Source organism: Pseudomonas sp. E102, assembly GCF_052660185.1.
On sequence record NZ_CP084025.1, the window covers coordinates 5231944 to 5250846 of the forward strand.

The 18903-nt window shown below is 60.7% G+C and carries 18 protein-coding genes; 9 read left to right on the plus strand and 9 right to left on the minus strand.

The genetic code is table 11. The features are described from left to right. Positions 1 to 46 precede the first annotated feature (46 nt). The 5 genes from DOCECA_RS23605 (at position 47) to gcvH (ending at position 6020) form a co-directional block, all read left to right on the plus strand. Positions 47 to 1264, plus strand: coding sequence for a 2-octaprenyl-3-methyl-6-methoxy-1,4-benzoquinol hydroxylase (locus DOCECA_RS23605; RefSeq protein WP_445572186.1), 1218 nt, complete (start codon positions 47 to 49; stop codon positions 1262 to 1264). A 223-nt stretch (positions 1265 to 1487) separates the two neighbouring features. Further along, positions 1488 to 2492 carry an extracellular solute-binding protein gene (locus tag DOCECA_RS23610; protein WP_434561705.1) on the plus strand — a complete coding sequence of 335 codons (1005 nt, stop codon included), beginning with the start codon at positions 1488 to 1490 and terminating at the stop codon, positions 2490 to 2492. A gap of 214 nt (positions 2493 to 2706) precedes the next feature. Next, positions 2707 to 4332 (plus strand): ABC transporter permease, encoded by a 1626-nt coding sequence (locus tag DOCECA_RS23615; protein WP_420765101.1) that lies wholly within the window; start codon positions 2707 to 2709, stop codon positions 4330 to 4332. 168 nt (positions 4333 to 4500) lie between these two features. After that, on the plus strand, positions 4501 to 5583 hold the full coding sequence (gene gcvT / locus DOCECA_RS23620) for a glycine cleavage system aminomethyltransferase GcvT (RefSeq protein WP_434608950.1): 1083 nt from the start codon (positions 4501 to 4503) through the stop codon (positions 5581 to 5583). A 53-nt stretch (positions 5584 to 5636) separates the two neighbouring features. After that, the gene (gene gcvH, locus DOCECA_RS23625) at positions 5637 to 6020 is read left to right on the plus strand and encodes a glycine cleavage system protein GcvH (RefSeq protein ID WP_434561707.1); all 384 of its coding nucleotides are present in this window, start codon (positions 5637 to 5639) and stop codon (positions 6018 to 6020) included. A gap of 95 nt (positions 6021 to 6115) precedes the next feature. On the opposite strand, the gene DOCECA_RS23630 is transcribed toward gcvH, so the two are convergent. The 6 genes from DOCECA_RS23630 to DOCECA_RS23655 all read right to left on the minus strand — a co-directional run bounded on the left by DOCECA_RS23630 (position 6116) and on the right by DOCECA_RS23655 (position 11160). Further along, positions 6116 to 6784, minus strand: a complete 669-nt coding sequence (locus DOCECA_RS23630; protein WP_434608952.1) for an outer membrane protein — start codon at positions 6782 to 6784, stop codon at positions 6116 to 6118. A gap of 213 nt (positions 6785 to 6997) precedes the next feature. Next, the gene (locus tag DOCECA_RS23635) at positions 6998 to 7315 is read right to left on the minus strand and encodes a DUF2388 domain-containing protein (protein WP_186633889.1); all 318 of its coding nucleotides are present in this window, start codon (positions 7313 to 7315) and stop codon (positions 6998 to 7000) included. Between the two features lie 68 nt (positions 7316 to 7383). Next, positions 7384 to 7833, minus strand: coding sequence for an NfeD family protein (locus tag DOCECA_RS23640; protein ID WP_434561713.1), 450 nt, complete (start codon positions 7831 to 7833; stop codon positions 7384 to 7386). A 7-nt stretch (positions 7834 to 7840) separates the two neighbouring features. Next, positions 7841 to 8761, minus strand: a complete 921-nt coding sequence (locus DOCECA_RS23645; RefSeq protein ID WP_434561715.1) for an SPFH domain-containing protein — start codon at positions 8759 to 8761, stop codon at positions 7841 to 7843. 125 nt (positions 8762 to 8886) lie between these two features. Beyond that, complete coding sequence (locus DOCECA_RS23650; RefSeq protein ID WP_445571169.1) at positions 8887 to 10671, minus strand: GspE/PulE family protein; 1785 nt, start codon at positions 10669 to 10671, stop codon at positions 8887 to 8889. 150 nt (positions 10672 to 10821) lie between these two features. Continuing rightward, positions 10822 to 11160, minus strand: coding sequence for a hypothetical protein (locus tag DOCECA_RS23655; protein WP_420765095.1), 339 nt, complete (start codon positions 11158 to 11160; stop codon positions 10822 to 10824). Between the two features lie 126 nt (positions 11161 to 11286). On the opposite strand from DOCECA_RS23655, the gene DOCECA_RS23660 reads away from it, so the two are divergent. Further along, positions 11287 to 11757: an Lrp/AsnC family transcriptional regulator gene (locus tag DOCECA_RS23660; RefSeq protein WP_445571170.1), complete on the plus strand. Its 471-nt coding sequence runs from the start codon at positions 11287 to 11289 to the stop codon at positions 11755 to 11757. Positions 11758 to 11901: 144 nt separating this feature from the next. Here DOCECA_RS23660 and DOCECA_RS23665 read toward each other — a convergent pair whose 3' ends face one another. Continuing rightward, on the minus strand, positions 11902 to 13269 hold the full coding sequence (locus DOCECA_RS23665) for an inorganic triphosphatase (RefSeq protein WP_434608963.1): 1368 nt from the start codon (positions 13267 to 13269) through the stop codon (positions 11902 to 11904). A 157-nt stretch (positions 13270 to 13426) separates the two neighbouring features. On the opposite strand from DOCECA_RS23665, the gene argE reads away from it, so the two are divergent. The 3 genes from argE (at position 13427) to DOCECA_RS23680 (ending at position 17813) form a co-directional block, all read left to right on the plus strand. After that, complete coding sequence (argE, locus tag DOCECA_RS23670) at positions 13427 to 14584, plus strand: acetylornithine deacetylase (RefSeq protein ID WP_445571171.1); 1158 nt, start codon at positions 13427 to 13429, stop codon at positions 14582 to 14584. Positions 14585 to 14721: 137 nt separating this feature from the next. Next, positions 14722 to 16020: an amino-acid N-acetyltransferase gene (argA, locus tag DOCECA_RS23675; protein WP_420765091.1), complete on the plus strand. Its 1299-nt coding sequence runs from the start codon at positions 14722 to 14724 to the stop codon at positions 16018 to 16020. Positions 16021 to 16493: 473 nt separating this feature from the next. Next, a complete protein-coding gene (locus DOCECA_RS23680; RefSeq protein ID WP_445571172.1) occupies positions 16494 to 17813 on the plus strand; it encodes an OprD family outer membrane porin in 1320 nt (439 codons plus the stop codon). 83 nt (positions 17814 to 17896) lie between these two features. Here the strand turns inward: DOCECA_RS23680 and hepT are convergent, their stop codons facing one another. Continuing rightward, positions 17897 to 18325 carry a type VII toxin-antitoxin system HepT family RNase toxin gene (gene hepT / locus DOCECA_RS23685; protein ID WP_445571173.1) on the minus strand — a complete coding sequence of 143 codons (429 nt, stop codon included), beginning with the start codon at positions 18323 to 18325 and terminating at the stop codon, positions 17897 to 17899. Next, positions 18315 to 18710 carry a type VII toxin-antitoxin system MntA family adenylyltransferase antitoxin gene (mntA, locus tag DOCECA_RS23690; RefSeq protein WP_420765088.1) on the minus strand — a complete coding sequence of 132 codons (396 nt, stop codon included), beginning with the start codon at positions 18708 to 18710 and terminating at the stop codon, positions 18315 to 18317. Before mntA ends, hepT begins: the two co-directional genes overlap by 11 nt. Positions 18711 to 18903 lie beyond the last annotated feature (193 nt).

Genomic DNA, 18903 nt, shown 5'->3' on the forward strand with positions numbered 1-18903 from the left:
TCACCGGCGGCTGATGTCGCCAGCAACACAGGCTTAAAGCATGGAATTGCGTGCAGATCTGTTGATTGTCGGTGCCGGCATGGTCGGCAGCGCCCTGGCGCTGGCGTTGCAGGGCAGTGGCCTGCAAGTGCTGCTGCTCGACGGCAGCCCGATGAGCGTCAAGCCCTTTGATGCCCAGGCCGCATTCGAGCCACGGGTCAGTGCTCTGTCGGCAGCCAGCCAACGGATCCTCGAACGCCTGGGTGTCTGGGACGGGATCACCGGCCGACGGGCCAGCCCATACACCGACATGCACGTCTGGGATGGCAGCGGCACTGGGCAGATTCACTTTTCCGCCGCCAGTCTGCATGCCGACGTGCTGGGGCATATCGTTGAAAACCGCGTCGTCCAGGACGCGCTGCTGGACCGACTGCACGATTGTGATTTAGGCCTGCTTGCCAACGCGCGCCTGGAGCAGATGCGCCGCTCAGGTGATGACTGGCTGCTGACGCTGGCCGACGGCCGTACCTTGCGCGCGCCGCTGGTGATTGCCGCCGACGGCGCGAATTCAGCCGTGCGTCGCCTGACCGGGGTGGCCACGCGGGAGTGGGATTACCTGCACCACGCTATTGTCACCAGCGTGCGTAGCGCCCGTCCTCATCGGACGACGGCTTGGCAGCGTTTCACCGACAACGGCCCGCTGGCGTTTCTGCCACTGGCCCGCGAGGGTCAGGAAGACTGGTGTTCGATCGTCTGGTCCACCACTCCCGATGAAGCGCAGCGCTTGATGGCTCTTGATGACACTGCGTTTTGCAACGAGCTGGAGCGTGCCTTCGAAGGCCAGCTCGGCACGGTACTGAGCGCCGACCCGCGCTTGTGCGTGCCACTGCGCCAGCGCCATGCCAAGCGCTATGTGGCCGAAGGGCTGGCACTGATCGGTGATGCGGCCCACACCATCCATCCGCTGGCCGGGCAGGGCGTGAACCTGGGCTTGCTGGATGCCGCCGTGCTGGCCGAAGTGCTGCTGCAAGCGGCCGGGCGTGGCGAACGTTTGGCTGACATGAAGGTATTGAGCCGCTACGAGCGCCGCCGCATGCCCCACAACCTGGCGTTGATGGCGGCGATGGAAGGTTTCGAGCGGTTGTTCCAGGCTGATCCGTTGCCGGTTCGCTGGTTGCGCAACGCCGGTCTGAAGTTGGTGGACCGCCTGCCTGAAGCCAAGGCGTTGTTCGTGCGCGAGGCGCTGGGGTTGACCGGGGATTTGCCGGAGCTGGCCAGGGCCTGAGAGGTGTGTCGGGGCTCATGACCTCATCGCGAGCAGGCTCGCTCCCACAGGGTTATGTGAAAGCGAGTCAATGTGGGAGCGAGCCTGCTCGCGATGAGGCCGGAACCGCTACCTCGACCCCACCGTTGCAACATTTGGAAACGTGTCTGCCCACTGTTCGATTGTGGTGCTAAATGTGAGTCCTTATCATTTGCGCTTCGTTCACAATCGAGAGATCGCCACCATGTCGGCCACAAAACGCCTGCTGTCCGCCCTCGCCTTGGCCCTGATTGGCACTACCACGGCCCAGGCCGCCGATGAGGTGGTGGTCTATTCCTCGCGCATCGATGAATTGATCAAACCGGTTTTCGACGCGTATACCAAGAAGACCGGCGTAGCGGTGAAGTTCATTACCGACAAGGAAGCGCCGTTGATGCAGCGGATCAAGGCCGAAGGTGAAAACGCCACCGCCGACCTGTTGCTCACCGTGGACGCCGGGAACCTCTGGCAGGCCGAGCAGATGGGGATCCTGCAGCCCTTCACCTCGACGGTCATCGACGCCAACATCCCGCCTCAATATCGCGCGTCCTCCCATGCCTGGACTGGCCTGAGCCTGCGGGCGCGGACAATCGCCTATTCCACTGACCGGGTCAAACCGGGTGAGTTGACCACTTATGAGGCGCTGGCGGGCAAGGAGTGGGAAGGCCGCCTGTGCCTGCGGACGTCGAAGAAAGTCTACAACCAGTCCCTGACCGCGACGCTGATCGAAACCCACGGCGCGGAAAAAACCGAGGAAATCCTCAAGGGTTGGGTCAAGAACCTCTCCACCGACGTGTTCTCCGACGACACTGCGCTGCTTGAAGCGATCAATGCCGGCCAGTGTGATGTCGGCATCGTCAACACCTATTACTACGGTCGCCTGCACCAGCAGAAGCCGGACCTGAAGGTCAAGTTGTTCTGGCCGAACCAGGCCGATCGGGGCGTGCACATCAACCTCTCGGGCATCGGCCTGACCAAGCACGCACCGCACCCGGAAGCCGCGAAGAAGCTGGTGGAATGGATGACCACGCCTGAAGCGCAAAGTATCTTTGCTGACGTGAACCAGGAGTTTCCGGCGAATCCAAAAGTGGCACCCTCCAAGGAAGTCGCTGCCTGGGGCAAGTTCAAGGCCGATACCTTGCCAGTGGAAGTGGCCGGTAAGCGCCAGGCCGAAGCCATCCGCATGATGGACCGTGCTGGCTGGAATTGAGACGGGATCGCTCAGTCCATCGATGAAGTGTGGCGAGGGAGCTTGCTCCCGCGGGATCGGGCTGGCGCTCCAGGGCAAAGCCCTCCCCAACTATCGACCGGGTCTATCTGACGGGGCATGATCCGGATCGTTAGGGCTACTTCGTAGCCCAGCGGGAGCAAGCTCCCTTGCCACATGAGCCCTTTGTCAGTAATGACGCGAACGAGAACTTTCCTTGACCCACCCCGCCCAACGCCGCTGGTATCCCCTGGTCTTCGCCGTCGCTGCGCTAGTCTTGTTGCCCTTGAGCGTGCTGCTGCTGTCCTGGCAGAGCATTGATCTACAAATCTGGTCCCATTTGTGGGACACCCAGATGCCACGCCTGTTGGGTAACACCCTCACGCTGATCTTTGGTGTGGGTGTCGGGGTGACGCTGCTGGGCGTGAGCCTGGCCTGGCTCACGAGCCTTTGCGAATTTCCCGGCCGTCGATGGCTCGACTGGGCGCTGATGCTGCCGTTCGCGGTGCCTGCCTATGTATTGGCATTTGTCTTCGTAGGCCTGCTGGACTTTGCCGGTCCGGTGCAAACGTTGCTGCGCGAATGGTTTGGCAGTGGCCTGCGCCTGCCTCGGGTGCGTTCCACTGGCGGTGTGATCCTGGTGCTGGTCCTGGTGTTCTACCCCTATGTCTACCTGCTGGCGCGAAGCGCTTTCCTGGCGCAAGGCAAGGGCCTGATGGAAGCGGCGCGGGTGCTCGGGCAATCGCCTTGGCAGGCGTTCTGGCGTGTGGCGCTGCCGATGGCCAGGCCGGCAATCGGCGCCGGCGTGGCGCTGGCGCTGATGGAAACCCTGGCGGACTTCGGTGCGGTATCAGTGTTCAACTTCGACACCTTCACCACGGCCATCTACAAGACCTGGTACGGGTTTTTCAGCCTTTCCAGCGCAGCCCAGCTGGCCAGTCTCCTGTTGTTGACGGTAATGGTGGTCCTCTACGGCGAACGCCGCGCCCGGGGCGCCCAGCGGGCCGGCAACGAGCGACCGCGAGCCCAGGCGCTATACCACCTGCGAGGACTCAAGGCGGTGGCGGCCAGCGGCTGGTGCCTGCTGGTTTTCGCCTGTGCGTTTGTCATTCCGCTCATGCAATTGGTGGTCTGGTTTTGGCAGCGCGGTCGTTTCGACCTGGATGAGCGTTACGCCGGGTTGATTCTCCATACCCTCTACCTGGGCGGACTCGCGGCACTTGTCACGGTTTGCGTCGCCTTGCTGCTTGCCTTCGCTCGACGTCTGGCGCCGACCCGGTCGATCCGCGCCGGTGTCGGTCTGGCGAACCTGGGCTACGCCTTGCCCGGTTCGGTGCTGGCGGTATCGATCATGCTTGCGTTCAGTTATCTGGATCGCGAGCTGGTCATCCCGCTGTCGACACTGCTCGGAGGCGCGGGCAAGCCGTTGCTGCTGGGCAGTTTGTCGGCGCTGTTGCTGGCGTACCTGGTGCGTTTCCTGGCCGTGGCCTACGGCCCGTTGGAAAGCAGCCTGGCGCGTATTCGCCCGTCGTTGCCCGAAGCCGCACGAAGTCTCGGGGTGAGTGGGCCGCGACTGTTTTTCAAAGTGTATCTGCCGTTGCTGCTCCCTGGCACCCTGAGCGCCGCGCTGCTGGTATTCGTCGATGTGCTCAAGGAAATGCCGGCGACTTTGCTGATGCGCCCGTTTGGCTGGGACACGCTGGCGGTACGGATCTTTGAAATGACCAGCGAAGGGGAGTGGGCGCGGGCCGCCCTACCGGCGCTGAGCCTGGTGCTGGTGGGGCTGCTGCCAGTCATCGGATTGATACGGCGTTCGGCCCATCGACGCGTTCTGAGTGAATAGAGCACACGCCTAGGTGCCAGCCTTGGATCATGCGGATACAATGCGCGGCATTCGGTGCGGTCCGTCTGTCGGACCGGGTAGCTAGGAGCGTCGGAAAATTCTTTTTTCAGGCGTTCGGGCTGTGGCAGTACCCATCCGCACCTTCGCCAAGCCCGGAAGGAGAAACCCATGGGACAGCGTACGCCTCTGTATGACCTTCATCTCGCCCTCGGCGCGAAAATGGTCGATTTTGGCGGTTGGGATATGCCCTTGCACTATGGATCGCAAGTTGAAGAGCACCATCAGGTGCGTCGCGACTGCGGTGTGTTCGATGTATCCCACATGACCGTGATCGATGTAGCCGGCCCCCAGGCCAAAGCCTGGCTGCAGCGCCTGCTGGCCAACGACGTCGATCGCTTGCAGGACACTGGTCGCGCGTTGTACAGCGCGATGCTCAACGAGCGCGGCGGCATTGTCGACGACATGATCATCTATCGTGTCGAGGACGGTTACCGGTTGGTGTTCAACGCCTCGACACGCGACCAGGACCTGGCCTGGATGCAAGCGCAACTCGGCGATTACGCAGTGCAGCTGCACGAGCGTGCCGAACTGGCGATGCTGGCTATCCAAGGCCCCCAGGCCCGGCACAAGATTGCCGAGCTGGTTACGCAACCACGCGGCCAGTTGATCCAGCAACTCAAGCCCTTCGAAGGTCGCGCCGACGGTGATTGGTTCATTGCCCGTACCGGCTATACCGGAGAAGACGGCCTGGAAATTGTCCTGCCGGCCCGTGAGGCCCCGAGTTTCTTCAACGACCTGGTGGGTGCCGGTATTCCTCCCATCGGACTCGGCGCCCGCGATACCTTGCGCCTGGAAGCCGGCATGAACCTCTACGGCCAGGACATCCACCAGGATATTTCACCGTTGGCCTCGAACATGGCCTGGAGCATTGCCTGGGAACCGGCGAGCCGTCAGTTCATCGGTCGCGCTGCGCTGGAGGCTGAACTTGCCGCCGGCGTGCAGCACAAACTGGTGGGGTTGGTGCTGGAAGAGCGCGGTGTATTGCGCGCTCACCAAGTGGTCCGTATCGCCAATGTTGGCGAAGGAGAGATCACCAGTGGTAGTTTTTCTCCTACGCTTAGCAAGTCGATTGCCCTGGCACGCGTTCCGATGGCTACCGCCGACCGTGCCGAGGTGGAAATTCGTGGCAAGTGGTACCCGGTACGAGTGGTCAAGCCGACCTTCGTCCGCCATGGCAAAACCCTGATCTGATTTTTTACGGCGGGCCGCCGGCCGCTGACACTTTTTCTTGAGGACACAGAATTATGAGCGATATCCCTGCCGAACTGCGTTTTGCCGAAAGCCACGAGTGGGCACGCCTGGAAGCCGACGGTACCGTCACCGTGGGCATCAGTGACCATGCACAGGAAGCGTTGGGCGACGTGGTGTTTGTCGAGCTGACTGAAGTCGGTAAAGTTTTTGCTGCAGGCGATCAAGCCGGCGTGGTGGAATCGGTCAAGGCCGCTTCCGATATCTATGCCCCTGTTTCGGGAGAAGTGATTGCAATCAACGAAGAGCTGGGTGGTTCACCAGAGCTGCTGAACTCTGATCCGTACGGCGCCTGGATTTTCAAGCTCAAGCCAAGCGACGAGGCCGAGCTGGACAAGTTGCTTGATGCGGCCGGCTACAAAGCTGCAATCGGCGAATAACCCGGACCTGGCTAGAGCTCACCGGGCCAAAAATGCCGCTCAACTGAGCGGCATTTTTTATGAGAGTGCACCGCAGTTCTGATTTGTGTCTCAGATCAGAACGCCATCCGTGCCTCGACGTAGAGGTTCTGTTCGCGCAATTTGCCCTTGAGCTGTTCGTCCCGAGCGTTGATGCGATTGGCAAAGGTGTTGTAACCGGTTTCGATATCGCCCATGTCAACGTAGCGATAACCAGTGCCAAGGGTGAGTTGCTGGCTGAGCTTGATATCCGCCCCTACGCCCAGTGCATAGGCGAAGTTGTTCTGGCTGTTGTTTGCGAATCGTCGCGAAGGGTTGGACTGGTAACCCTCGGAATCGATAAACGCCACACCCAGGCCAGCCATGGCGTACAGCGAAAAATGTTGGTTAAGCGGGAAGTTTTTGTACCCGTTGATCATCAAGCGGCTGGACGAAACTTGCATATTGTTGACGTTGGCATCGAACGGCGCCCAATGACTCTTGAACTCCGAATTCTGTTTGAGTGAATACTCGGTTTCCAGCCGCCAGTTGCCTTCGAATCCATAGCCAACCGCTACAGATCCGCCAACGTCTTTGTTGCTGGTCGGGCTGACAACACGATTGTTGACCCTGGGACTGGTAAGGAGGGCATCGGAAAGATCTTGCTGCACGCTCAGGATTTTTATCGAGCCGTATAGGCCCTCGGCATGTGACGTGGTGCTAAGTGTGGCGGTGATCAGCAGCAACGAAAGGCATGGCTTGTTCATGAGTATCGGTTCGCATTGTGGGGAATGTTCGAATCGATAGAGTTTGCGGTGCCAGCCTCGCACGTTTGTATCAGAGCCTTCCTCCGCGGGCAGGTGAACTTTCATCGTAGCGGCGGGGTTGTTGGCCGGTTCGATGTAGGAAAGAAGCTCAGCAGTTGTTTGCCCATAAAAAAAATGCCGCTCGATCGAGCGGCATTTTTCATGGGGCGGGAATCACTCCTGGGCGATGGCGTTCTTCGCCAGGATCGCGTTGGCCAGTTCCATGTCGGTGGCTTGCAGGCCAGGGTTGTCGGCACGGACTTTCTGCATGGCCGCTTCCAGGTAAGGGCCACGAATGCCGCCGTCACTGGCGACGAAGCTGCCGGCGTCGTCCTGGGCGGCGACGATCAGCTTGTTATCCTTGAAGGTCAGGTAGGTGGAACCGGTGGTTGCGCCGGACGAAATGACGTTACGCCAAAACGTGTCGGCCATTGCCGAGCCCACAGGGAGAGAAAGCAAGGCCAGGGTCGCGACAGCAAGTTTGAGACGCATGATAGGTGACTCCACAGGGTTAACTATGACGTTGGATTACGGTTGCCCCGGTTCAGTTCCATGGCACGTCAGTCAGCCCTTTCCACTGTCAATACCGTACCTTCCTGTGCCACCACCCTGACCCGCGTGCCAATGGACAGGTCGGGACCCTTCGCCAACCAGACGCCGTCGGCCACCCTGATCTTGCCGCGCCCATCGACAATCGCCTCGTGGACCTGGAACACCTTGCCGATCAGCTCCTGCCCGCGCAGGTTCAGGTGCGGCTGGTCGCTTTGGCGGATGGCGCTGCGCTGGCGTCGCCACCAATACAGGGCTGTCGCGATAGCGAACAGGCCGAACAGCAGGAACTGGATCTCCCACACCAATTGCGGCAGGACGAACGTCAGCACGCCGACCGCTGCGGCGGCCATGCCAATCCACAGTAGGTATCCGCCCGCGCCGAACACTTCCAGTATCAACAGGATGACGCCCAGCGCCAGCCAGTCCCAATAAGACAATTGCTGCAGGAACAGCCACATACGCGCCTCAGGCTTTCTTGTTGTCGAAGGTGGCCTTGACGATTTCGCCAATGCCGCCCACCGCACCGATGACCTGGCTGGCTTCCAGCGGCATCAGAATCACCTTGCTGTTGTTGGCCGAGGCCAACTGCCCCAGCGCATCGATGTATTTTTGCGCAACGAAGTAGTTCACGGCCTGTACGTTACCGTCGGCGATTGCCTGGGACACCACCTGGGTGGCAAGGGCTTCGGCTTGCGCCTGGCGTTCACGTGCCTCGGATTCAAGGAACGCGGCCTGGCGGCTGCCCTCGGCTTCGAGGATCTGGGCCTGTTTCTTGCCTTCGGCGGTAAGAATCGCCGACGCTCGCAGCCCCTCGGCTTCCAGGATCTGTGCACGCTTGATACGTTCGGCTTTCATCTGCCCCGACATGGCGGCCATCAGGTCGGCCGGCGGGCTGATGTCCTTGATCTCGATCCGCGTGATCTTGATGCCCCATGGCGCCGTGGCTTCGTCGACCGTGCGCAGCAACTTCTCGTTGATACCGTCGCGCTGGCTCAACATGGCGTCCAGTTCCATGGAGCCCAGCACCGTGCGGATGTTGGTCTGCAACAGGTTGCGGATGGCGTGTTCGAGGTTGTTGACCTCGTAGGCGGCCTGGGCGGTATTGACCACCTGGAAGAAGCACACGGCGTCGATCTGCACTGTAGCGTTGTCGGCGGTGATGACTTCCTGGGGCGGGATGTCCAGCACGCTTTCCATGACGTTGATCTTGCGCCCGATGCGGTCCATCACGGGAATGATGATGTTCAGGCCAGGCTTGAGCGTATTGGTATAGCGACCGAACCGCTCGACCGTCCATTGATAACCCTGGGGCACCACCTTGAACCCCATGAACAGGATGGCGACCACGAGGCCGATGAAGAGTAGAAGCACGCTGCCGATCTGCATGACGGTTCCCTGTACGAATTGAATGGACCTGCTAACCCTGAGTGTAGGGCAAGCGGCCATTATCTTCGCTACGGTCCGTTCCGGTATGTCTGTGGGACGTTTCCGGTCCCTGAGCCGGACCGTGCCTACTTCTGCTCGCTCTGTGGTGTCACCCGTAATACTTCCTCGACCGTGGTCAAGCCCGCCGCCACCTTTTGCGCGCCTGAAAGCCGCAGGCTTCGCATGCCTTCCTTGAACGCCTGGCGGCGCACGGCAAGCAGGTCGGTGTCGGGATGGATCAAGGCTCTGACGCTGTCGCTCAGTTGCATGATCTCGTACACCCCGGCGCGACCGCGATAACCGGTGTCACGGCATTCCGAACAACCCACGGCCTGCTGGGCATTGCTGGGCAACGGCGCCTGCCAGGGACGCGTCAGGGTTTGCCAGTCGTCTTCATCCAGGGTCAGGGGAGCCTTGCAATGCGGGCACAATGTTCGCACCAGGCGCTGGGCCATGACGCCGAGCACCGTCGCTTTGATCAGGTAATGCGGCACGCCGAGTTCCAGCAGCCGGCTGATGGCGCTCGGTGCATCGTTGGTGTGCAGGGTCGAGAGCACGAGGTGCCCGGTGAGCGCTGCCTGGATCGCCATTTCAGCGGTTTCGAGGTCGCGGATCTCGCCGATCATGATGATGTCCGGGTCTTGCCGCATCAATGCGCGTACCCCCGCGGCAAACGACAGCTCGATGTTGTGCTGGACCTGCATCTGGTTGAAGGACGCCTCGACCATTTCAATCGGATCTTCGATGGTGCAGAGATTCACTTCAGGCGTCGCCAGTTTCTTCAGCGTGGTGTACAGGGTCGTGGTCTTGCCAGACCCGGTGGGGCCCGTGACCAGGATGATGCCGTTGGGCTGGCGAGTCATGTCCTGCCAGCGGCGCAGGTCGTCGACAGAGAAGCCGAGCTGGTCGAAATCCTTGAGCAGCACTTCCGGGTCGAAGATCCGCATGACCATTTTCTCGCCGAACGCGGTCGGCAAGGTCGACAGTCGCAACTCCACCTCGCCGCCGTCCGGGGTCTTGGTCTTCACGCGGCCGTCCTGGGGCTTGCGCTTTTCGGCAACGTTCATCCGGCCCAGGCTCTTGAGCCGGCTGATGATGGCCATCGTCACCTGTGGCGGAAATTGATAGACGGTGTGCAGCACGCCGTCGATGCGGAAGCGCACGGTGCCTTGCTCGCGGCGCGGTTCGATATGGATATCGCTGGCCCGTTGCTGGAAGGCGTATTGGAACAGCCAGTCGACGATATTGACGATATGCGCGTCGTTGGCATCCGGCTCCTGATCGCTGGCGCCCAGGTTGAGCAGTTGTTCGAAGTTGGTCAGATTGCTGGGTTGCTGGTCGACCGTGGTCGCGCCGCTGACCGACTTGGCCAGTCGATAGAACTCCACGCTCAGGCGCTGGATGTCCACAGGGTTGGCCACCACGCGCTTGACCGGCAACTTCAGTACGTGGGTCAGGTCCGCTTCCCAGCTGCTGACATAGGGCTGGGCGCTGGCGACCGTCACGGCGTCCCGGTCCACCGCTACCGCGAGAATCTTGTGGCGTTGCGCAAAGGCGTAGGACATCAGCGGCGTAACGGCCGCGACGTTGATCTTCAATGGGTCGATGCGCATGTAGGGCTGGTCGGCCTGCTGGGCCAGCCACAACGTCAGGTTTTCCAGGTCCAGGCGCTTGCCGGGACGGCTGAGGTCGTCGAGATGCTGGTTGGCGATGAACTCCAGTGGATGCAGCTGGCTGTTGGCGTTATGGCGCCGGCGGGCATTGAGCGCAGTCTCGGCAGAGTCCTGGCTGATGATGCCTTGGGCAACCAGTTGGCGCAGCAGGTCGTTGAGGTCCAGCCAGCGGTCCTGAGTGGCGTGTTTGGTGGACATGGGCGTTCGGGTTCCTATTGGACAATTGCAGCAAAGCCGCGATACAGACGCTTCGGCGTCGTGGCTCGTTCTGCAAAAGAATAGTCCCGACCCTGCGGACCGTTGGGCCACTACCCGACCAATGCGTTTCCAATTCTTGCCTGGAGGCCCTCAACCGGCCGCCAGCACCGGCTCGGCCCGCGCGATATCAGCGTCTTGCAAGTCGACTGAACAGACGCTTATCAGGTTACGCAATTTTTCAGCGATGACTTGGGCGCGGTGCCAGCTCAGCCCGGTCAGGAGGCATTCCATCGAGAGCAATTCGTCGAGACGTTCGATGCGTGCGGTTTCCAGAACAAGGCCCTGCAAGGCGAACAGGTTGAGCACCCGGCAGGGCAGGTCCGCCTCGGCTTCCCCGAGCAAATGAAAGCGGGCGCGACAATAGGGATTGGCGGTGTGCCAGACGTCGGCGCGGAGCGCGGCGGTGCCGGGGGCTTGCAAAGAGGGCATGGCATTTCTCCTGAGATTGGAGAGAAATCTTTGCATGGGATTGGGGGTATTTCTTATCTAAAATAGGCTTATTCGCCAACTTGGTGAATTGGATAAATCATGTGATGGCCTTATCGGGGATTTTTTATGCAAAGCGAGCTGGACGGGTTTGATCGCAAGATATTGGCCTTGTTGCAGGAAGACGCTTCACTCTCCAGCGCGCAGATCGCCGAACGGGTAGGTTTGTCCCAATCGCCATGCTGGCGGCGGATTCAGCGGATGAAGGAAGAAGGGATCATTCGCGGGCAGGTGACGTTGCTGGATCGTAAGAAAATCGGCCTGAACACGCAGATCTTCGCCGAAATCAAGCTCAACGCCCACGGTCGCTCGAATTTTACCGAGTTCACCGAGGCGATCCGCGGCTTCCCTGAGGTCTTGGAATGCTACGTGCTGATGGGGTCGGTGGATTTCTTGCTGCGCATTGTCACGGCGGACATCGAGGCCTACGAGCGCTTCTTTTTCGAGAAGCTGTCGATGGTGCCGGGGATCCAGGAAGTGAATTCGATCGTGGCGCTGTCGGAGATCAAGTCGACGACGAGTTTGCCGGTGGGGCGCTGAGCTTGTTTTTGCGATGTTTGGGCTGGCCTCATCGCGAGCAAGCTCGCTCCCACAGTTGATCTTCAGCGGCCACAAGATCTGTGTGCAACGCTGGACCCCTGTGGGAGCGAGCTTGCTCCGGGCGGCGATCCGACGATGGCGATCTTACAGGCGCAACAAAGTCTTCCAGGCCCGATTCTGATACACCGCGATCGCCTGTTGCTTGCGCGCGTCCAGGAGTTCGTCGGTGATCGGTTCGTTGGCCAGCTGCGCCAGCTTGTTCAGCTCACCGTAGAGTCGGTCCATTTCAGGGATTTCCAGCACCTGGCGGGCGTGATGCAGCCAGGCCTGGATGCGTTCGATGCGCGGCAGTTGTTCGGCGAGGTCTTCCGGCTGCTGTTGGTAGCGTTGCAGTTGCAGCGACGAAGCTTCTTCGCCCAGCAGCCGTGGCAGCCAACTGCCCAGTTGCGCCGCGCCCTGGCGATTGCCCCGGGTGTTGCGGTCGGCGGCCCAACTGCGGGCCAGCAGCCAGCGTGACGCTTGGAGAGAGAAGAGGCCCCAACGCGGGTCCTGCAGCTCCTCGAGGAATTGCTCCGGCGCGGCCTTGCGCACGTCTTCGTCTTCGATGCCGGCCTGAACCAGTGGACGCCAGTCCTCCAGCAGCGCGTCCAGGGCCACCCGCAGGTCGTGGGTCGACTGGCGCGGCGCGGCCTGGCCGAGGCTGCTGAGCAGGGCACGCAGTTCGGCGAGATTTTCCACCCAGTCTTGCAGCAGGCGCCAATGGCCGTTGAAACGGTACTGCTCGGCCAGGCGCTGGCTGCTCCCTAGGAGGTGCCAGCTCAGTGCGGCGAAGGCGTCGTCCAGCGGCGTTTCAGCGGTCAATTGCGGGGCCGGAAGGCTCAGGGCATAACTGCTCGCATCATGCAGGCGATAGCCGCGTTCGGCCTTGCTGATGTCGCACGGCATCAAGGGCAGGGTCACGGCCAGTTCGGCGGCCAGTTCCAGCAAGGCGGCGGGTTCGCCTTCGCGCAGTTCAAGTTCCAGCTCGCAGATTTCTTCCTTCTGCTTGCCCACCACGACGTGGCCCAGGTCCAGGGCGGCTTCGATGACCACTTTGCTCTTGCCACGGCCCCAGGCGATTTCGGCGCGTTCGCGAACGAAGTCGGTGGTGAAGATCGCTTTGAGGGTTTTTTTGTCCAGGTCAGCCAGCGCCTCGGGCCAGCATTCGCCGTCGAGTTTCTTCAGGTCGAGCTTGGCCTTGGGCAGGTGCCAATCGTATTCGTTGCGCTCGGACAGGCCAGCGATGCTCTGGCCCCGCGTCTTGAGGGTCTGGATCACTGCTTCGCCATCACGGCGCAGGCGCAGGGCGACCTTGGCCCGAGCCAGGTCGCGTTCTGGTGTGTCGAAGTACTGGTTCATCAGTTCGTGGCGTTCCCAGCCACTCTTGTTGCGTTTTTTCAACAGCGGATGCTCACGCAACGCTGCCAGGGTCTCGCGGCTGACGCGGAGTTTGATTTCGGTTTCTTTCTGCATGGCCGGAAAATCCAGGGATCGGGTGCGCAGCCGGGGGAAGGTGTGGCTGCCAAGGCCGTGCAGTGTACAGGACTCGTCGAGCCTACGCGCCGAACGGTTCCATCCTTGCGCTCGATGGCTCTATGATGGACTTCAATTTGCAAGTCCGGAGCCAGCGATGCCTTTGCCGTCCATGAAAGACCAATTCGCTGCCCTGATCGCTGCACCGTCGGTCAGCTGCACCCAGCCCGCGCTGGATCAGTCCAACGGCACCGTCATCGAACTGCTGGCGGGCTGGCTCTCCGAGCTTGGGTTTCGCTGCGACATCCAACAGGTCAGCCCCGGCAAGTTCAACCTTTTGGCCAGTTTCGGCACGGGCCCTGGCGGGCTGGTACTGGCCGGCCACAGTGACACGGTGCCGTTCGACGGCGCGTTATGGCAGACCGATCCGCTGAAGCTCACCGAAGTCGATGGGCGTTGGGTGGGCCTGGGCAGTTGCGACATGAAAGGCTTCTTCGCCCTGGCCATCGAGGCGGTCAGGCCGCTGCTGGACCAACCGTTCAAGCAACCGTTGCTGATCCTCGCCACCTGCGATGAAGAGAGCTCCATGGCCGGCGCCCGGGCCCTGGCGGATGCCGGTCGTCCGTTGGGCCGCGCTGCGGTGATCGGCGAGCCCACCGGCCTGCGACCGATTCGCCTGCACAAGGGCGTGATGATGGAGCGCATCGACATCCTCGGGCGCAGCGGCCATTCATCCGACCCAAGCCTGGGCCACAGCGCCCTCGAGGCCATGCACGACGCCATGGGCGAACTGCGCGGTTTGCGCCTGCAATGGCAGCGTGAATTCCGTAATCCACAATTCACCGTGCCGCAACCGACGCTGAATTTCGGCTGCATCCACGGCGGCGACAATCCCAATCGAATTTGTGCGCAATGTTCCATGGAGTTCGACTTGCGCCCCCTTCCGGGCATGGACCCTGAAGTGCTGCGGGCGGCGATCCGGCAGAAGCTCGACCCCATCGCCGAGCGGCATAAGGTCAAGATCGACTACGCTCCGTTGTTCCCTGAAGTCCCTCCGTTCGAACAGCCCGAAGACTGCGCATTGGTGCGCGTAGCCGAGCGGCTGACCGGTTATCGCGCCGAAGCAGTGGCGTTCGGCACCGAAGCGCCTTATCTTCAGCGCCTTGGCTGCGAAACCCTGGTGTTGGGCCCTGGCGATATCGCCTGCGCTCATCAGCCGGGCGAGTACCTTGAAATGTCACGTTTGCAACCTACCGTGCAATTGCTCCGTCAGTTGATCGGTCATTACTGCCTGACGCCGACCACGGCCGATTAAATTGCCCGCGTGCGGGCCCGTATCCATTACATGAGGAGAGCGCGCGTGTCGCCAAGCCTGTTCCGACGATAACCACCAGCCCGCTGTGCGTTCTGTTTCGTCTTTTTTCGGCTGTTATTTATTACAGGTCCAGGTTCATGCCCGAATACGTCAATTGGCTTCGTCACGCTTCGCCTTACATCAATGCCCACCGCGATTGCACCTTCATCGTCATGCTGCCTGGCGACGGGGTCGAGCACCCCAACTTCGGCAACATCGTCCATGACCTGGTGCTGCTGCACAGCCTCGGCGTGCGCCTGGTGCTGGTCCATGGTTCTCGCCCGCAGATTGAAACCCGCCTGGCCGCACGGGGCCTGACGCCCCATTACCATCACGGCATGCGCATCACCGATGCCGCGACGCTGGAATGCGTGATCGACGCGGTCGGCCAGTTGCGCATCGCCATCGAGGCACGCCTGTCCATGGACATGGCGTCATCGCCGATGCAGGGTTCGCGGTTGCGGGTCGCCAGTGGGAACCTGGTCACCGCCCGGCCGATCGGCGTGCTCGAGGGCGTGGATTATCACCACACCGGCGAAGTGCGCCGGGTCGATCGCAAGGGCATCAATCGCCTGCTGGACGAGCGTTCCATCGTGCTGCTGTCGCCGTTGGGCTATTCGCCCACCGGGGAGATCTTCAACCTCGCCTGCGAAGACGTCGCCACTCGGGCCGCCATCGACCTGGCGGCGGACAAGCTGCTGCTGTTCGGCGCCGAGCAAGGCCTGATTGGCGAAGATGGCCGACTGGTCCGTGAGCTGCGCCCGCAACAGGTCCCGGCCCATATGCAGCGCTTGGGCAGCGACTACCAAGCCGAACTGCTGGATGCGGCGGCCCAGGCCTGCCGCGGCGGTGTTGCCCGCAGCCATATCGTCAGCTATGCCGAAAACGGCGCGCTGCTGGCAGAATTGTTCACTCGCGATGGCAGCGGCACACTGGTGGCCCAGGAGCAGTTCGAGGTGGTGCGCGAAGCGGCCATCGAAGACGTCGGCGGATTGCTCGACCTCATCAGTCCTCTGGAAGAACAGGGCATCCTGGTGCGCCGTTCCCGTGAGGTGTTGGAGCGTGAGATCGAACAGTTCAGCGTGGTAGAGCGCGAAGGAATGATCATCGCTTGCGCGGCGCTCTACCAGATCGCCGATTCGGATGCCGGTGAACTGGCCTGTCTGGCGGTGAATCCGGAGTATCGCCACGGTGGCCGGGGCGATGAATTGCTGGAACGGATCGAAACCCGGGCCCGTGCCCAGGGGCTCAAGACGTTGTTCGTATTGACGACGCGCACGGCCCATTGGTTTCGTGAGCGGGGCTTCGAACCCAGCAGCGTCGAGCGCCTGCCTGCGGCCCGGGCTTCGCTTTACAACTACCAGCGCAATTCGAAAATCTTCGAAAAAACCCTGTAGGCAGCCATTCGGAAAACTGGCGTTACCGCGGTCTTCTTGATTTCAGACAATGAGCAGCTAGTCTGGATCCCGTCAAGATCGCGGCACACGCTAGCGGTTGTTGACAGGATCGAAGGCGCAGGAGGCGCGCAAACACATCTCTGCGCCAGACTTTTGCGGGTCTCCAAAGCTGGCGACAAAACACCATTCAGTAATCCTTTGCGCCGCCGATAAGACGTTTCACGGCTTGATGACGCAGTGATGGCACTTATATGTCAAAAAACGCTGAAAACTGCCGAAACAATTCTTTTTGGATTTATAAATAATCCTTTATTCTCCGGGCCGGTGTCGCGGGGTTAGACCATGGTCGTAGGCCGAAAGGGTTACGGTTGACTTGCCAGTCACGGTCTGGCGCTAATCGCGCATCCGCGGATTCCGGGCGTTCGATTCGGAACCAAAGACACACAAGAATTAGAAAACGAGAGGAGCGAAGCATGAAGAAGTCTACCTTGGCCATGGCAGTGGCCTTTGGGGTATTGGCGCAGCAGGCAGGCGCCGCCGGTTTTATCGAAGACAGCAAGGCGTCGGTCAGTTCCCGTACGCTGTATTTCAACAACGACAACCACGAGACGGGCAGTGAAGACCTGCGCGAAACGGGCACTGGCCTTAAGTTCGACTACAAGTCTGGCTTCACTCAAGGTGTCGTTGGCTTCGGTATCGACGCCCAGGCTCTGGTGGGTGTCCGCCTCGATGGCGGCAAGGGTCGTAACGCTGGTTCCTATATGCCAGCCGATACCGATGGTGCGGCGGTCCACGAGTGGAGCCGTTTGTCCGGTAACGTAAAGGCTCTTTTCTCCAAGACCGAAGCTCACCTGGGCGGTGCCTTGGCGCCTAGCCTGCCGATCCTGGTGGCCAACGACAGCCGCCTGCTGCCGCAGACCTTCGAGGGTGGCACCATCACCTCCAAGGAAATCGACAACGTCACGCTCAACGCTGGTCAGCTGGAGCAGGCTACTGGCCGTGCATCGAGCAACAGCACTGGCCTTGCCGTGGCGGGCGGTACCCAGGACAGTAACCAGTTCCGTTACGCGGGTGCTGATTGGAAGGTCACCAAAGACCTGACGCTGCAGTACTACTACGCGAACCTGCAGGATTACTACAAGCAACACTTCCTGGGCGCGGTTCATGTTTTCCCGATCAGCGAAGGCCAATCCTTCAAGACTGACCTGCGTTACTTCGACAGCAGTTCGGATGGCCGCAACGGCGACCTGGGCTATCGCTTCAACAACAACGGTGGCTATGCCAAGAACCCGGGCGAGGTCGATAACAAGACCTGGAGCGCCATGTTCACTTACACCCTGGGCGGCAGTGCCTTCCTGTTGGGTCATCAACAAGTCGGCGATGACGGTGGCTTCGTCTACCTGAACCAGGGCAACGTGGTTGACGGCAACAACCGTCCTGAAGGTGCTGGTGGTGCGAGCTTCTACCTGTTCACCGACAGCATGATCAACGGTTTTGTCCGTGCCGGTGAGAACACCACCTTCGGCCAGTACTCCTACGACTTCGCTTCCATGGGCGTTCCAGGCCTGAAAGCCTCGGTTGCCTACCTGCGTGGCGACGACGTCAAGACCGCTAGCGGCACAAGCGATTACTCCGAGTGGGAACGCGACATGCGTGTGGATTACGTGATCCAGCAAGGCGCGTTGAAAGGCTTCGGTACTACTGTGCGTCACGGTAGCTACCGCAGCGGCGGTGTCGGCGACGACCAGGATCAGACCCGCGTAATCTTCAACTACACTTACAGCTTCATGTAAGACGTAGCGAAGTAAAAAAGCCCCGCCCGGCATCGCGCCCGGCGGGGCTTTTGCGTTTTTGGCTCAACGAGCCGGCTATCGCCTTATCCCCTGGGTTCCATCGCGTCCTTACGCAGGATGAATGCGCTGAACGCCAGGAAATCATCCAGATGGCCGGTAATGATCGCGACCATGATCGGCAATTGCAGGGCTTGGTAGTCATGCACGGCGATATTCCTGAACCCCACCATGTTCTTCAGGTTTTTCACCAGACCTTCTTCGAGCCAACCGCCTTGGAAAAGCAACTCGAACGTATCGCGGGCGCTTTGCGGGACCCCCAATCGTTCACGCCGAATCAGATGCTGTCCCATGTCCAGCGCGGCTTCACAGGCACGCTGAATGTTCAGGACGGCCGAGTCCTGGCGAGTGAAATCCGTAGCAAAGGTAGCGGGGTCCTTCTCGTATTCCTCCCGCACCCTGGCAACGCAACGCTCGATGCTTGCTGCTTTATTGATCAGTACATCATCGACCATACACCCTGCCTTCTTCCTGGATATCCTTGAGCAATCGCGCTCGAGCCTCATCGAGAGCAGTCTTCTCGCTGAGAATGAAGCATTCGAACAACCCCGCCTGTACGTCCTTGGCCCAGAGTCTTCGGCCTCGGGTCACGATCTGGTGCTGCATGACGGTGGAGGCCGCCCGTAGATCAATCAGATCCACCGGGTTGCCAGCGATGTCCGCCAAATCGCCTGAAAGTTGCCACAACGACACTGGGTCGACCTTGCCTGACAACAGCACAGCCAAATCCACATCACTGTCAGGCCCGGCGGTCTCCTGGGCGTGGCTGCCGAACAGGTAAACAGCCAACAGGTCAGGCAGATGATTTTGCAAGTGAGTCAACAAGGCATGAGCGTTCATGCTGCCTATCCTAGCCGCTCGTCCGGAGATCGCGTCAACAATTTCCGAAATGTACCTACAAAACAAAAAAGCCCCGCCCGGCATCACGCCCGGCGGGGCTTTTGCGTTTCGGGTCCGGCCCACCCCTGTAGCCTTTCCCGAACCTTCTCCTCTTTTCAGCACTCGAGGCCTTCTCGAAACCTCGGGAATGATC

Bases quoted from the DNA above. Each gene is read 5' to 3' on its own strand.
- DOCECA_RS23610 (WP_434561705.1), top strand. From the start codon at position 1,488: ATGTCGGCCACAAAACGCCTGCTGTCCGCCCTCGCCTTGGCCCTGATT.
- gcvT (WP_434608950.1), top strand. From the start codon at position 4,501: ATGGGACAGCGTACGCCTCTGTATGACCTTCATCTCGCCCTCGGCGCG.
- gcvH (WP_434561707.1), top strand. From the start codon at position 5,637: ATGAGCGATATCCCTGCCGAACTGCGTTTTGCCGAAAGCCACGAGTGG.
- DOCECA_RS23630 (WP_434608952.1), bottom strand. From the start codon at position 6,784: ATGAACAAGCCATGCCTTTCGTTGCTGCTGATCACCGCCACACTTAGC.
- DOCECA_RS23635 (WP_186633889.1), bottom strand. From the start codon at position 7,315: ATGCGTCTCAAACTTGCTGTCGCGACCCTGGCCTTGCTTTCTCTCCCT.
- DOCECA_RS23640 (WP_434561713.1), bottom strand. From the start codon at position 7,833: ATGTGGCTGTTCCTGCAGCAATTGTCTTATTGGGACTGGCTGGCGCTG.
- DOCECA_RS23645 (WP_434561715.1), bottom strand. From the start codon at position 8,761: ATGCAGATCGGCAGCGTGCTTCTACTCTTCATCGGCCTCGTGGTCGCC.
- DOCECA_RS23650 (WP_445571169.1), bottom strand. From the start codon at position 10,671: ATGTCCACCAAACACGCCACTCAGGACCGCTGGCTGGACCTCAACGAC.
- DOCECA_RS23655 (WP_420765095.1), bottom strand. From the start codon at position 11,160: ATGCCCTCTTTGCAAGCCCCCGGCACCGCCGCGCTCCGCGCCGACGTC.
- DOCECA_RS23660 (WP_445571170.1), top strand. From the start codon at position 11,287: ATGCAAAGCGAGCTGGACGGGTTTGATCGCAAGATATTGGCCTTGTTG.
- DOCECA_RS23665 (WP_434608963.1), bottom strand. From the start codon at position 13,269: ATGCAGAAAGAAACCGAAATCAAACTCCGCGTCAGCCGCGAGACCCTG.
- argE (WP_445571171.1), top strand. From the start codon at position 13,427: ATGCCTTTGCCGTCCATGAAAGACCAATTCGCTGCCCTGATCGCTGCA.
- argA (WP_420765091.1), top strand. From the start codon at position 14,722: ATGCCCGAATACGTCAATTGGCTTCGTCACGCTTCGCCTTACATCAAT.
- DOCECA_RS23680 (WP_445571172.1), top strand. From the start codon at position 16,494: ATGAAGAAGTCTACCTTGGCCATGGCAGTGGCCTTTGGGGTATTGGCG.
- hepT (WP_445571173.1), bottom strand. From the start codon at position 18,325: ATGGTCGATGATGTACTGATCAATAAAGCAGCAAGCATCGAGCGTTGC.
- mntA (WP_420765088.1), bottom strand. From the start codon at position 18,710: ATGAACGCTCATGCCTTGTTGACTCACTTGCAAAATCATCTGCCTGAC.